General features: G+C 67.9%; 12 protein-coding genes, 2 pseudogenes and 1 riboswitch. Of the genes and pseudogenes, 9 read left to right on the forward strand and 5 right to left on the reverse strand.

The genetic code is table 11. From position 1 onward, the window contains the following. Positions 1 to 5: 5 nt before the first annotated feature. The 5 genes from cobW to QN347_RS00300 all read right to left on the reverse strand — a co-directional run bounded on the left by cobW (position 6) and on the right by QN347_RS00300 (position 5,172). The gene (gene cobW / locus QN347_RS00280) at positions 6 to 1,043 is read right to left on the reverse strand and encodes a cobalamin biosynthesis protein CobW (protein ID WP_322164030.1); all 1,038 of its coding nucleotides are present in this window, start codon (positions 1,041 to 1,043) and stop codon (positions 6 to 8) included. Positions 1,044 to 1,211: 168 nt separating this feature from the next. Continuing rightward, positions 1,212 to 1,439, reverse strand: a riboswitch (cobalamin riboswitch). Between the two features lie 99 nt (positions 1,440 to 1,538). Beyond that, a complete protein-coding gene (locus QN347_RS00285) occupies positions 1,539 to 2,549 on the reverse strand; it encodes an aldo/keto reductase (RefSeq protein ID WP_322164029.1) in 1,011 nt (336 codons plus the stop codon). Between the two features lie 25 nt (positions 2,550 to 2,574). Then, positions 2,575 to 3,453: an amidohydrolase family protein gene (locus QN347_RS00290; protein ID WP_322164028.1), complete on the reverse strand. Its 879-nt coding sequence runs from the start codon at positions 3,451 to 3,453 to the stop codon at positions 2,575 to 2,577. Beyond that, entirely contained in the window at positions 3,450 to 4,505 is a 1,056-nt protein-coding gene (locus tag QN347_RS00295) for a 4-oxalomesaconate tautomerase (protein WP_322164026.1), read from the reverse strand. The genes QN347_RS00290 and QN347_RS00295 overlap by 4 nt, the downstream gene beginning before the upstream one ends. After that, positions 4,498 to 5,172, reverse strand: a complete 675-nt coding sequence (locus QN347_RS00300) for a 4-carboxy-4-hydroxy-2-oxoadipate aldolase/oxaloacetate decarboxylase (RefSeq protein WP_322164025.1) — start codon at positions 5,170 to 5,172, stop codon at positions 4,498 to 4,500. The genes QN347_RS00295 and QN347_RS00300 overlap by 8 nt, the downstream gene beginning before the upstream one ends. Positions 5,173 to 5,266: 94 nt before the next feature. Here QN347_RS00300 and QN347_RS00305 point away from each other — a divergent pair, with 94 nt between their 5' ends. The 9 genes and pseudogenes from QN347_RS00305 to QN347_RS00345 all read left to right on the forward strand — a co-directional run bounded on the left by QN347_RS00305 (position 5,267) and on the right by QN347_RS00345 (position 13,484). Further along, on the forward strand, positions 5,267 to 6,475 hold the full coding sequence (locus tag QN347_RS00305) for a LysR family transcriptional regulator (protein WP_322164024.1): 1,209 nt from the start codon (positions 5,267 to 5,269) through the stop codon (positions 6,473 to 6,475). Positions 6,476 to 6,527: 52 nt separating this feature from the next. Then, positions 6,528 to 7,406 carry an NAD(P)-dependent oxidoreductase gene (locus tag QN347_RS00310; RefSeq protein WP_322164023.1) on the forward strand — a complete coding sequence of 293 codons (879 nt, stop codon included), beginning with the start codon at positions 6,528 to 6,530 and terminating at the stop codon, positions 7,404 to 7,406. After that, the gene (locus QN347_RS00315; protein WP_322164022.1) at positions 7,403 to 8,428 is read left to right on the forward strand and encodes an amidohydrolase family protein; all 1,026 of its coding nucleotides are present in this window, start codon (positions 7,403 to 7,405) and stop codon (positions 8,426 to 8,428) included. Before QN347_RS00310 ends, QN347_RS00315 begins: the two co-directional genes overlap by 4 nt. Continuing rightward, positions 8,425 to 9,456, forward strand: coding sequence for an aromatic ring-hydroxylating dioxygenase subunit alpha (locus QN347_RS00320; protein ID WP_322164021.1), 1,032 nt, complete (start codon positions 8,425 to 8,427; stop codon positions 9,454 to 9,456). The genes QN347_RS00315 and QN347_RS00320 overlap by 4 nt, the downstream gene beginning before the upstream one ends. After that, the gene (gene ligA, locus QN347_RS00325) at positions 9,453 to 9,923 is read left to right on the forward strand and encodes a protocatechuate 4,5-dioxygenase subunit alpha (protein WP_322164020.1); all 471 of its coding nucleotides are present in this window, start codon (positions 9,453 to 9,455) and stop codon (positions 9,921 to 9,923) included. Before QN347_RS00320 ends, ligA begins: the two co-directional genes overlap by 4 nt. 1 nt (position 9,924) lies before the next feature. After that, positions 9,925 to 10,761 (forward strand): annotated as a pseudogene (locus QN347_RS00330) (class III extradiol dioxygenase subunit beta); the annotation flags it as partial. A gap of 2 nt (positions 10,762 to 10,763) precedes the next feature. Beyond that, positions 10,764 to 11,705, forward strand: a pseudogene (locus QN347_RS00335) (Gfo/Idh/MocA family oxidoreductase). Continuing rightward, complete coding sequence (gene pobA, locus QN347_RS00340; protein WP_322164019.1) at positions 11,702 to 12,880, forward strand: 4-hydroxybenzoate 3-monooxygenase; 1,179 nt, start codon at positions 11,702 to 11,704, stop codon at positions 12,878 to 12,880. The pseudogene QN347_RS00335 and the gene pobA overlap by 4 nt, the downstream one beginning before the upstream one ends. Before the next feature lie 82 nt (positions 12,881 to 12,962). Further along, the gene (locus QN347_RS00345; protein WP_322164018.1) at positions 12,963 to 13,484 is read left to right on the forward strand and encodes a DUF1993 domain-containing protein; all 522 of its coding nucleotides are present in this window, start codon (positions 12,963 to 12,965) and stop codon (positions 13,482 to 13,484) included. Positions 13,485 to 13,530 lie beyond the last annotated feature (46 nt).

Consider the following 13,530-nt stretch of genomic DNA (forward strand, 5'->3'; position numbering starts at 1 on the left):
CGGCGTCAGCCCTGCAGCGCCGCCCGGATTGCCGCGGGGTCGAGCCGATCGCGCTCGGCGATCACCACCAGGCGCGTGGCGCGGGGTTCGTCGCTCCGCCACGGCCGGTCGTAATGCGTGCGGACGCGCGCGCCCACCGCCTGGACCAGCAGCCGCATCGGCTTGCCCGCCACCGCGGCATAGCCCTTCACGCGCAGCACCTCGCCACCGCCGCCGAGCGTCTCGATCCGCGCGGCAAGGTCATCGGGCGCGGCGATCTCGCCGAGGTCGAGCACGATGCTGTCGAAATCGTCATGCTCGTGCTCGTCCGCGCCATCGTGATGCGACGGGCGCGCGGCGATATCGTCCTCCGCCGCCGCGCCGATGCCGAGCACGATGCGCGGATCGACGACGCCGTCGATCAGTTCGAGCACGGGCAGCGCGCGCGGCGTCTCGGCGGCGATCACCGCGCGCGCCGCAGCGATGCCCTCGGGACCGGCCAAGTCGCATTTGGTGAGGAGTACCATATCGGCGCAGGCGAGCTGATCCTCGAACACTTCGGACAGCGGGGTTTCATGGTCGATGCTGGGATCGGCGGCGCGCTGCGCATCGAGTGCCGCGAGATCGGGGGCGAAGCGTCCGGCGGCGACCGCCTCGGCATCGGCGAGCGCGATGACACCGTCGACGGTGATCCGCGAGCGGATCGCCGGCCAGTCGAACGCCTTGAGCAGCGGCTTTGGCAAAGCGAGCCCCGAGGTTTCGATCAGGATATGGTCGGGTCGCGGGTCGAGCGCGAGCAGAGTCTCGACGGTCGGGATGAAATCGTTGGCGACGGTGCAGCAGATGCAGCCATTGGCGAGCTCGACGATATTCTCCGCTGGGCAATCGGGGATCGCACAGCCCTGGAGGATATCGCCGTCGACGCCGAGCGTGCCGAATTCGTTGACGATCACCGCGAGCCGGCGACCGCCCGACTGGCGGATTAGATGGCTGATGAGCGTCGTCTTGCCCGCGCCGAGAAAGCCGGTGACGATGGTAACGGGGATTTTCGTAAGATCGGACATCGGGATTCCCACGGCTCTGGCAACGACCGGCGGGGACCTCATGTCGGTCGGCGCACGCCTTCGATGGGCGCCGAAAGCCCCCCGCAAGCGCACACCGATGCGGCCCCAGCCACACAGGCTCGTCGCTCAGACGGAGAACCGTGCCGCAGCCATCCCCTGGGCCGAAGCAAGAGCGACCTTATCGCCGGCAGGTCTCCTGGCTTGCGGGTCAAAGCTCGGGCATCGCCTTCCCAGGAGCGCATCGCTGGATGCGGTATCCCAGTGGCTGCTCCTGAGTGGAGCCTGACGCCGTCGCTCACCGCTCACAGTTGCAGGGACAGCCGCGGATTTGGGGCGAACCCCGCACCGCATTCCCATTCAAGCCCCTCGCGGGGCACCGGCGCGATCATCGGGACGCGAAAACGCTTCCCGATCATGGTTGTAGCTCCGGCGCGACGGATTGCCAATCGGTCATTCGCGCGGCCGGCGATCATCGGCCGCCGGGATACGCCCTGCCTAGGCCGCGAGCTCTTCGCCCGGCAGGGTTTCGGTATCGATCTGCGCTTGCATCGCTGCGGGATAGCGTGCGCCCTTGAGCGCCCCCGCCGGAAACAGACGGTCGACCGCAGCGACCAGATCGGCGGCGAGCGGGCGTTCTGCCGCGGCGAGATTTTCGGCGAGATGCGCCAAGCTGGTCGTCCCCGGAATCGGCACGGTGAACGGCCGCTGCGCCAGCACCCAGCCGAGCGCGAGTTGCGCCGGCGTCAGCCCCGCTTGCGCGGCAAGCGCGTCGAAGTCCGCCACGGTCTTCAGATTCTGTGACAGCAGCGGCTCGACGAAGCGCGGCATGGGGCGGCGGATGTCACCCTCGGCATAGCTGTCGTCGTGGACCGCGCCCGCGAGCAGCCCGCGCGCCACCGGCGAGAAAGCGACGAGCGCGATGTCGAGCTCGGCGCAGGCATCGAGCACGGCGACTTCGGGATTGCGCACTGCGGGCGAATATTCGGACTGCACCGCCGCGATCGGATGGACCGCGTGCGCACGGCGGATCGTCTCCGCGGACATTTCCGACAGCCCGATTGCGCCGATCTTGCCCGCTTCCTTGGCGCGGACCAAGGCGCCGACCGACTCCTCGATCGGCACCTTCCGGTCGAGGCGGTGCATGTAATAGAGGTCGATATGGTCGGTCCCGAGCCGCCCCAGCGCGCCGTCGAGCGTGCGCGTGATCGCGGCTGGCGTTGCGTCGAGGATGCGCTTACCATCGACCAAGTCGAGCACGCATTTCGAGGACAGCGTGAATTCGGCGCGGCGATGCATCACCGCGCGCCCGATCAGCCGCTCATTCTCGCCGCCGCCATAAAGCGCCGCGGTGTCGAGCAGCGTGTAGCCGCGATCGAGCGCCGCGTTGAGCAAGCGCGCGCCGTCTTCTGCGCTCGGTGGCACGCCGTAAGCATGGCTGAGGTTCATGCAGCCAAGCCCGATCGCCGAGACGGTGAACGGGCCGATCGAACGGGTCGGCAGGGTCATGGCAGCTCCGAATGCAATGGGCGGGTCAGCCCAATTCCTCGGGCCAATACAGCCGCATCGGATTGTCGACCAGAAGCTTGCGCTGCAACTCGGCAGTCGGAGCGATTCGCGGGATGACGTCGACCAGCGTGCCGTCGTCGGGGATGCGATGCTCCATATTGGGGTGCGGCCAGTCGGTGCCCCACAGCACGCGGTCGGGGAAGCGCTCGACCACCGGGCGGATCACCGCGACGAAATCGTCGAACGGCGGGCCCTGCGGCGACAGCCGCTCGGCGCCCGATACCTTGGTCCAGATGTTGGGGTGATCGTCGAGCAGCTGCACGAAGCGCGTGATGTCGGCGCCGCCGGGGCCCTGCGCGATGTCGGGCCGGCCGAGGTGATCGACCACGATCGTCGTCGGGATCGCGGCGAGGAAAGGTTCTAACTCCTCGAGAATGTCCGCCTCGAAATAGACGACGACGTGCCAGCCGAGCGGGGCGATGCGCCGTACGATGTCGAGGAACTTGTCCTTGGGCGCATCGTCGACGAGGCGCTTGAGGAAGTTGAAGCGCACGCCGCGGATGCCGCCGTCGTGGAGCCTCTGCAGTTCGGCATCGTCGATATCGGGGCTGACCACCGCGACCCCGCGCGCTAGGCCGTCGGACTTGGCGATTGCGTTTAACGTCGCTGCATTGTCGGTGCCGTGGCAGCTCGCCTGGACGATCACGTTGCGCGCGAAGCCGAGCTGCTCGCGGAGCGCGAACAGCATTTCGGGCGTGGCGTCCTCGGGGTGATATTTCGCCTTGGGGCTGAACGGGAAGTCGGCCTCGGGCCCGAAGACGTGGACGTGCGCGTCGATCGCGCCGGGGGGCGGGGCGTAAGCGGGCGCGCTCGGCTGGTCGACCCAGGTCTTGGTGCGGCTCATGCGAAAACCTCTCCGTCCATCAACTTGCGCGCGGTGCGCAGCATGCCTGCCTCCACCGGTTGGCCGTTAGCGTCGATCGTCACGACGCATTCGGTGACGCCGCTGGGGTGCTCGACGCCGAGCGTCTTGGTATTGCCGTCGGGCACGTGCGCGAGCGCGGCGGCGGGCGAGCCCTCGATCAGGCACGCGGTCGCGACACTCACCGCACCGAGCACGCCGATCGAGGCATGGACGCGGTGCGGGATGAGCGAGCGCACCGCGATCGCGCCGCCATCCTTGGGCGCTGCAACGAGCATCATCTTGGGGACCGATTTTTCGGTGACGTCGCCGAGGTTCATCAGCGGCCCGGCCTTCAGGCGGATCGCCTCGATCTTCGCCTTCATCGCGGCGTTCGCATCGAGCGTCTCGCGGTCTTCATACCCGGTGACGCCGACATCGGTGGCTGCGAAGACGACGCAGGGCATGCCATTGTCGATCAGCGTGACCTGAACGCCATCGATCGTGTCGACGCCGTTGCCGGTCGGCAGCAGCGCGCCGCACGACGATCCGGCGGTATCGCGAAACGCGAGCGAGATCGGCGCGGCGGCGCCGGGGACGCCGCTGATCGCGGCAGCGCCATCGTAGCGGACCTGGCCGCCCGGCGTCTGCAGCGTGGCGACCGCGACTTGTCCCGTATTCTCCATGAAGATCGCGACGCGGGTTTCGTCGCCGCTCGGCGTCACCAGCCCGCGCTCGACCGCGAACGGGCCGACACCGGCGAGCATGTTGCCGCAATTCTGGCTGTCGCTGACGAGCGGCTGATCGACGAACACCTGGAGGAAGAGATAGTCGACGTCGACGCCCTCGCGCGCCGATTTCGAGACGACCGCGACCTTCGACGTGAGCGGATCGGCGCCGCCCATGCCGTCGATCTGGCGCGGATCGGGCGAACCCATGATCCGCAGCAGCAACGCGTCGCGCGCCGCGGGATCGGCGGGCAGATCCTCGGCAAGGAAGAACGCGCCCTTCGACGTGCCACCGCGCATCCACATGCAGCGCACGCCATCACTCATAGCGCAGCCCCAGCGCTTCGAGCTTGCCGCGCATGTCGTAAATGTCGAGCCCGAGCTCGCCCGCCGCGAGCCGCTGGCGCTTCGATTCCTCGTTCGCCTCGCGCTTGCGCGCCGCTTCGAGCACCGCGGGCGCATCGGCGCGTTTGACCGCGCAGACGCCGTCGTCATCGGCGACGATCACGTCGCCCGCCGCGATCGCCGCGCCCGCGCAGACGATCGGCACGTTGACCGAACCGAGCGTCGCCTTGATCGTGCCTTGCGCGAACACCGCCTTCGACCAGACCGGGAAGGCCATGTCCTTGAGGTCGCGGACGTCGCGCACGCCCGCGTCGATCACCAGCCCGCGACACCCGCGCGCCATCGCGCTGGTCGCCAGCAGGTCGCCGAAATAGCCGTCGACACACGGCGAGGTCGGCGCGAGGACGAGGATGTCGCCCTCCTTCAATTGCTCGATCGCGACGTGGAGCATCCAATTGTCGCCCGGCGGCGACGAGATGGTGACCGCCGACCCGGCGATCCGCGCTCCGGAATAGATTGGGCGCATGTAATGCGCGAGCAGGCCGATGCGCCCTTGCGCCTCGTGCACCGTCGCCACGCCGGCATGGGCGAGACCATCGATCACGCTCTGCTCCACTCGCGAAATCTCGCGTACCACGCGTCCGGCCATGCTCACTCTCCTTGCGGCGTCGGAGTGCCCGGCGCCGGCCAAACCCCCAAATCAAATCTCGTGCACGGCCATAAGATTATACTATGAGAGGATTATGGCGCACGATCCGCTCGACCTCAATCTCCGCCACCTCCACGCGCTGGCGACCGCGACCGAGCTCGGCAGCATCAGCCTTGCGGCCGAGGCGGAGAATCTGTCGCAGCCGGCGCTGACGCAGGGGATCGCCAAGGTCGAGCGGCAGCTCGGCGTCGCCTTGCTCGATCGCCGCGCCGACGGGGTGAGCGCGACCGCGCCGGGCGCCGCGCTGGTGGTGCGAATCCGCGCCGCTTATGCGCGGCTCGCCGAAGCGTCGCGGGCGAGTGCGCGGAGCGGGGCGCGGGGGTTCGCGCGGCCCGAACGGCTGATCACCGCGACGCAGTTGCGCGCGTACCTCGCTTTGGCGAATGCCGGCAGCTTCGCGGCGGCGGCGCTCCAGCAAGGGCAGTCGCAGCCGGCGGTGCATCGAGCCGTGCGCGATCTCGAGAGTCTCTACGGCGTGCCTTTGGTCGAGCGGCGCGGGCGCGGCGTGGCGTTGACGCATGCCGGGCGACGCCTCGCGCGCGGCGCGCGGCTGGCGGTGCTCGAGCTTGCTGCGGGTCTGGTCGAGGCGCTGCCCGAAGGCGCAGCCGAGCGGATCGCGATCGGCGCGATGCCCTTGTGCCGCGCGCTCGTGCTGCCACACGCGATCGCGGCGTTCGCGCGGAGCGAGGCGCGCGTGACGGTCGACGTGCGTGAGGGGTCGTGGCGCGAGCTGGTCGAGCCGCTGCTCGATGGCGAGATCGACGTGATGATCGGCGCGTTGCGCGACGTCGCGCCTGCCGGGCTCGAGCAGACGCCGTTGTTCGAGGATCGGCTGGTGATCGTCGGGCGGGTCGATCATCCGCTCGCCGGTCGCACGCCCGAACCCGCCGACTTGCTGCGCTATCCGTGGATCGCCGCCCCGCACGGATCACCGCTGCGCGCGTTATGGCAGGGCTTGTTCGCTGGCGGCGCTGTGCCCGAAGCCCTGATCGAATGCGGATCGGTGATGGTAATCCGCGGCGTGCTGCGCGACAGCGATTTCCTGACGCTGCTGTCGCCCGACCAGGTCGCGCCCGAGCTCGCGACCGGCGTGCTGTCTCAGATCGGGGCTCCGATCGATCACGCCGTGCGGACGATCGGGCTTACCGTGCGGCAAAATTGGCGGCCCACGCCCGAGCAAGAGCATTTCCTCCAGCTGCTCCATGCAGCGGTTGGAGAAACGAGACTTCCGGAAAACCGATAGCAGCGTGCAATTGTGATTGGCGGCGCGCGCGCGGGTTTGCCACCACCGCTGCATGGCGACGCAAGATCCCAGTTTCATCGGTTTCGGAGAGGCGGCGATGGCCTTCGCCGGTGGCCTCTCGTCATCGGGCTATGATCGCAAGCTCGCCGATCCCGCGACGCGCGCCGCTAAGCTCGCCGATTTCGCTACACTCCAGACGCATGCGGCAATGGCTAACCGCGAGGCGGTCGAGGGCAGGGCGGTGATCCTGTCGCTCGTCACTGCCGACCAGGCGCGCGCTGCCGCCGAAGAAACCGCCCTGTCGATCGCCCCGGGCGCTGTGTTCTGCGACCTCAACTCGGTCGCCCCCGAAACCAAGCGCAACGCCGCGCAAGCGATCGAGCAGGCCGGTGGCCGCTATGTCGACGTCGCGGTGATGGCGCCGGTCCATCCCCTCGGCCGCAAGGTGCCACTGCTCGTGGCGGGCCCCCATGCCGAGGCCGGCGCCGCGGCCCTCACCGCGATCGGCTTCACCAACGTCCGCATCGTCGGCGCCAGCATCGGCGCAGCGAGCGCGATCAAGATGATCCGCTCGGTGATGGTCAAGGGGCTCGAGGCGCTCACCGCCGAATGCCTGCTCGCGGCCGAAGCGGCGGGGGTGCGCGACGAAGTGCTCGCCTCGCTCGACGCCAGCGAACGCGCGCGGCCCTGGGCCGAGCGCGGCGCCTACAATCTCGAACGGATGATCGTCCATGGCGGCCGCCGCGCCGAGGAAATGTTCGAAGTCGTTAAGACGCTCGATGGGCTCGGCACCGGCTCGGCGATGGCGCGTGCCACCACCGAGCGCCAGCGCGCGATCGGCGCACTCGGCGTCGTCCCCACCGATACCCTCGATTCCACGCTCGCGCTCCTCAATGCGCGGCTTTCTCCTGCTGTCGGATGTGCCGCATGACCCTCGTGATCGACTGCCATGGCCATTACACCACCGCCCCGCCTCAGCATGACGCGTGGCGCGCCGAACAGACCGCGGCGTTCAAGGCGGGCACCCCGGTCCCGGCCTACCCCGCGATCAGCGACGACGAGATCCGCGCGACGATCGAGGCGAACCAGCTCAAGCTGATCCGCGAGCGCGGCGCCGACATGACGATCTTCAGCCCGCGCGCCTCGACGATGGCGCCGCACGTCGGCGAGGAGAGCATCGCGCTGCAATGGGCGCAGGTGTCGAACGACCTGATCGCGCGCGTCTGCGACCTCTATCCCGAGACCTTCGTCGGCGTCTGCATGCTGCCGCAGAACCCGCAGGCCGACATGGCGGGCTCGATCGCCGAACTCGAGCGCTGCGTGACCGAGCTTGGCTTCATCGGCTGCAACCTCAACCCCGATCCCGGTGGCGGCCATTTCACCGCGCCGCCGCTGACCGACCGCTTCTGGTACCCGTTCTACGAGAAGATGGTCGAGCTCGACGTGCCCGCGATGATCCACGTCTCGGGATCGTGCAATCCGGCGATGCACGCCACCGGCGCCTATTACATCGCCGCCGACACGATCGCCTTCATGCAGCTGATCCAGGGCGACCTGTTCCGCGATTTTCCGACGCTGCGTTTCATCATCCCGCATGGCGGCGGGGCGGTGCCCTATCATTGGGGGCGCTACCGCGGGCTCGCCGACATGCTCAAGCAGCCCGATCTGGCGACGCATCTGATGAACAACGTGTTCTTCGACACCTGCGTCTACCACCAGCCCGGCGTGAATCTGCTCGCCGAAGTCATCGACAGCAAAAACATCCTGTTCGGCAGCGAGATGGTCGGCGCGGTGCGCGGGATCGACCCGCAGACCGGCCACTATTTCGACGACACCAAGCGCTATGTCGACGCGCTCGCCATCCCCGAGGCGGATCGCGCGGCGATCTTTGCGGGCAATGCGCGCCGCGTCTTCCCGCGGCTCGATGCCAAATTGAAGGAGCGCGGGCTGTGAGCACCTGGGTCACCAACGCCTGGTACGTCGCCGGCTGGGACAGCGAAGTCGACCATACGCCGCTCGCGCGCACGATCTGCGGCGTGCCGGTGATGCTCTACCGCAAGCTCGACCGGCAGGTGGTGGCGATGCGCGATGCCTGCCCGCACCGCTTGCTGCCGCTGTCGATGGGGATCCGCGAGGGCGATTCGATCCGCTGCAAATATCACGGGCTGAAGCTCGGCCCCGACGGCGTCGCCGAGGAAATGCCGCTCAAGACCGACCGCGTGAACACGCGCGTCTGTGCCGAGACCTATGTCGTCGCCGAGAAGCATCGCTTCGTGTGGCTGTGGGTCGGCGACAAAGCCCGCGCCGATGAAGCGCTGATCCCCGATCTGTGGCCATGCTCGACGCCGGGCTGGACCTTCGACGGTGGCTATTATCATGTCGCGGCCGACTACCGGCTGATGATCGACAATCTGATGGACCTGACGCACGAGACGCACGTCCATTCGGGCTCGATCGGCCAGCCCGAACTGATGGAGGCGCCGCTGCAGACGCGCGTCGAGGGCGACCGCGCCTATGTCGCGCGCTGGATGCCGGGCGTCGATGCGCCGCCCTTCTGGCGCGGCGCGCTCAAGCAGCCGGGGCCGGTGGATCGCTGGCAGATCTGCGAATTCCTCGCGCCCTCCTCGGTGATGATCGACGTCGGCGTCGCGCCGGTCGGCGCGGGCGCGACGCTCGAGAGCCATGACCAGGGCGTGCGCGGGATGGTGGTCGATTGCATGACCCCCGAGAGCGAGGGCACGATGCACTATTTCTGGGGCATGGCGCGCAGCTTCGACCAGGACGATCCCGGCTTCACCGCGCGTTTCAAGCGCGCGCAGGGCGGCGTGTTCCTGGAGGACAAGGAAATCCTCGAGGCGCAGCAGCGCGCGATCGCGCTCAACCCCGATCTCAAGCTCAACGCCTACAATATCGACGAGGGCGGCACGCGCGCGCGGCAGATCATCCGCCGCCTGATCGCCGCCGAGGCGGCAAGGGCATGACGGCACCACGCGACATCCACGCCTATCTCGCCGAGCTGGAAACGATCCCCGGCACGCGCGTCTACACCGCGGCGCGGGCGCGCAAAGGCTTCCACCTCAACCAGTTCGCCTTCAGCCTGATGCAGGCCGGAAATCGCGAAAGGTTCAAGGCCGACGAGCGCGCCTATCTCGACGCCTGGCCGCTGACCGAAGCACAGAAGGCGGCCGTACTGGCGCGCGATTACAATGCGATGCTCGACGAAGGCGGAAACATCTACTTCCTGGCGAAGATCTTCTCCACCGACGGCAAGAGCTTCCAATATGCCGCCGGCACGATGACCGGCATGAGCCAGGAGGAATATGCCGCGATGATGCTCGGCGGCGGGCGCTCGCCCGAGGGCTTGCGCTCGCATGCCGAGCAAGCGGCGCTCGCCGAGGTGGCCGAGATCGCCGCCGAAATCCCCAACGCGCCGACGGCGGAGAACTGACATGGCCCGCATCACCGCCGGCATCACGACCAGCCACATCCCCGCAGTCGGCGCCGCGCTCGACAATGGCAAGGCAGACGAGCCCTATTGGCAGCCGGTGTTCGCCGGCTACGAGTTCGCGCGGGCCTATGAGCGCGACACCAAGCCCGACGTCGTGATCCTGGTCTATAACGATCACGCCTCGGCGTTCGACATGACCTTCATCCCGACCTTCGCGATCGGCTGTGCCGAGAGCTTTCCGATCGCGGACGAGGGCTGGGGCCCGCGCCCGGTGCCCGAAGTGCAGGGCCATGCCGATCTCGCCTGGCACATCGCGCAGAGCTGCATCCTCGACGAATTCGACATGACGATCATCAACGCGATGGCGGTCGACCACGGGCTGACCGTGCCGATGTCGCTGATGTTCGGGCAGGTCGATGCCTGGCCGGTCAAGGTCGTGCCGATCGCGGTCAATGTCGTCACCTATCCGCCGCCCTCGGGCAACCGCTGCTGGCTGCTCGGCGAGGCGATCGCGCGTGCGGTGGCGAGTTATCCCGAGGATCTCAACGTGCAGATCTGGGGCACCGGCGGGATGAGCCACCAGCTCCAGGGCCCGCGCGCCGGGCTGATCAACAAGGCATGGGACACCGCCTTCCTCGACAAGCTCACCGCCGACCCGGCCGCTTTGCGGCACATGCCGCACATCGACTATCTGCGCGAAGCGGGGAGCGAGGGGATCGAACTCGTCATGTGGCTCATCATGCGCGGCGCGCTGGGGCCCGAGGTGCGCGAGCTGCACCGTCATTATCACGTGCCGGCGTCGAACACCGCCGTCGGCCATATCGTTCTGGAGCCATTGCCATGGAGATCGCCCTCGCCGGTGCCGGCGCTTTCGGGGAAAAGCATCTCGACGCCCTGCAGAAGATCGACGGAGTCGAGGTCGTTTCGATCGTCGGCCGCCGATTGGAGCCGACCCAGGCGGTCGCCGCCAAATACGGCGTGCAGCATGCCTGTACCGAGCTCAGCGAAGCGCTCGAACAGCCCGGGCTCGATGCGGTGATCCTTGCGACGCCGACGCAAATGCATGCCGAGCAGGCAATCCAGTGCATGGCGGCGGGCAAGCATGTCCAGGTCGAGATTCCTTTGTGCGACAGCCTCGCCGACGGTGAATCCGTGCTGGCGAAGGCCGAGGAGACCGGCCTCGTCGCGATGGTCGGCCATACGCGGCGCTTCAACCCGTCGCACCAGTATATCCACGACAAGATCGTCGCGGGCGACCTCGCCGTCCAGCAGATGGACGTGCAGACCTATTTCTTCCGCCGCAAGAACATGAACGCCAGGGGCGAAGCACGCAGCTGGACGGATCACCTGCTCTGGCACCACGCCGCGCACACCGTCGACCTGTTCGCCTATCAGGCGGGGCCGATCGTCCAGGCGAATGCGATCGCCGGGCCGCTCCATCCCGAGCTTGGCATCGCGATGGATATGTCGATCCAGCTCAAGGCCGAGAGCGGCGCGATCTGCACGCTGTCGCTAAGCTTCAACAATGACGGGCCGCTCGGCACCTTCTTCCGCTAAATCTGTGACAACGGCACCTGGATCGCGCGCTACGACGATCTCGTGACGGGGCGCGAGGAGCCGATCGACCTGTCGGGCGTGGCGGTGTCGAGCAACGGCATCGAGCTGCAGGACCGCGAATTCGTCGCGGCGATCCGCGAGGGCCGCGAGCCCAATGCAAGCGTTGCGCAGGTGCTGCCGTGCTACCGCATTCTCGACCAGCTCGAGCGTCAGCTCGCGGCATGAGCACGCGCCGCACCCAAGTCGCGGTGATCGGCGCCGGACCCGCCGGGCTGCTGCTCGCGCATCTGCTGCGCGTCGAGGGGATCGACGTGATCGTGATCGAGCGCCAGACGCCCGATTACGTCCTCGGGCGGATCCGCGCCGGGGTGCTCGAACGCGGCACGACCGATCTGCTCCACCAGCTCGGGCTCGGCGCGCGGCTGACCGCCGAGGGGATGGTCGAAGACGGCTTCAACCTCGCCGATGGCGAACATCTGATCCGCATCGACATCGCCGCGCTGACCGGCAAGCGCGTCACCGTCTACGGCCAGACCGAGGTGACGCGCGACCTGATGGATGCGGCGCCGGCCCGCGGGATCGAGATCGTCTATGGTGCTTCGGATGTCGCGCTGCATGATCTCACTAACGACCGGGCGGCGGTGACCTTCAGCGTCGACGGCGTCGAACAGCGGATCGAGGCCGATTTCATCGCCGGCTGCGACGGCTTTCACGGCCCGTCGCGCAAAGCGATCCCGATGGCCGAGCGGCGCGAGTTCGAGCGCGTCTATCCGTTCGGCTGGCTCGGCATCCTCGCCGACGTGCCGCCGTGCCATCCCGAACTGATCTACGCCAACGGCCCCAAGGGCTTCGCGCTCGCCTCGATGCGCTCGCCGACGCGCAGCCGCTATTACATCCAGGTGCCGCTGACCGACCGGATCGAGCACTGGCCCGAGGCGCGGTTGTGGGACGAGCTCGAGGCGCGTTTCGCGCCGCTCGCCGCCGGGCCAGTGACGCGCGGGCCCGCGCTCGAAATGTCGATCGCGCCGCTGCGGTCGTATGTGTTCGAGACGATGCGCTACGGTCGGCTGTTTCTCGCGGGCGATTCCGCGCACATCGTCCCGCCGACCGGGGCGAAGGGGCTCAACCTCGCCGCGTCCGACGTCGCCTATCTCAGCCAGGCGATGATCGCGCATTACCGGCGCGGCGACGATAGCGGGCTCGACGGCTATCAGGCCAAGGCGCTCGCGCGGATCTGGAAGGCCGAGCGCTTCAGCTGGTTCCTGACCAAGCTGATGCACCGCTTCCCCGAGGATGGCCCGTTCGAGCACCGCATGCAATCCGCCGAGCTCGCCTATCTCGCCAGCTCGACCGCGATGCAGACGGCGGTGGCGGAGAATTACGTCGGCCTGCCATTATAAGAGGTTGAACCGGGTCAAGAACGGACGTGGACCCGCAGCGCCCGACGCTGCATAAGGCGCCGACCGCAATGGGAGCCGGACGATGACCTTTTCGCTATACGATGCCGTGGTGCCGTCCAACCTTCAGATCCTCGGGGCGATCGACGCGCTGCTCGACAAGGCCGCGGCGTTCTGCGCCGAGCAGGGGACGTCCGAGGCCGAGCTGATCGATGCCCGCCTCGCGCCCGACATGCTGCCGTTCGGCTATCAAGTGAAGTCGTGCGCGGCGCATTCGATCGGCGGGATCGACGGCGTCCGCGCGGGCACCTTCTCCCCGGATCTGAAGCCGTGGCCGACCAACTTTGCGAGCCTCCACGGCGTCGTGCAGGACGCCATCGCGAGCCTCAAGGCGATCGACCGCGCCGAATTCGATGCGCTGGCCGACAGCGATACCGAGTTCGCGTTCGGCGAGACGCGGATGCCGTATACGGGCGCCAATTTCCTGCTCTCCTTCTCGCAGCCGAACTTCTATTTTCATGCCACCACCGCGTACGCCATCCTGCGCGCGCAGGGCGTCAAGCTTGGCAAGCGCGACTTCATCGGCATCCCGCGTTTGAAGCGGTAAGCCTGATCGACCCGCGACGGCGCAGGCCGCCGGAGCGGGTCGATCC

The sequence above is a fragment of the Sphingomonas sp. 10B4 genome, assembly GCF_035019905.1.
In the GTDB taxonomy this organism is placed as follows: Bacteria; Pseudomonadota; Alphaproteobacteria; order Sphingomonadales; family Sphingomonadaceae; genus Sphingomonas; species Sphingomonas glacialis.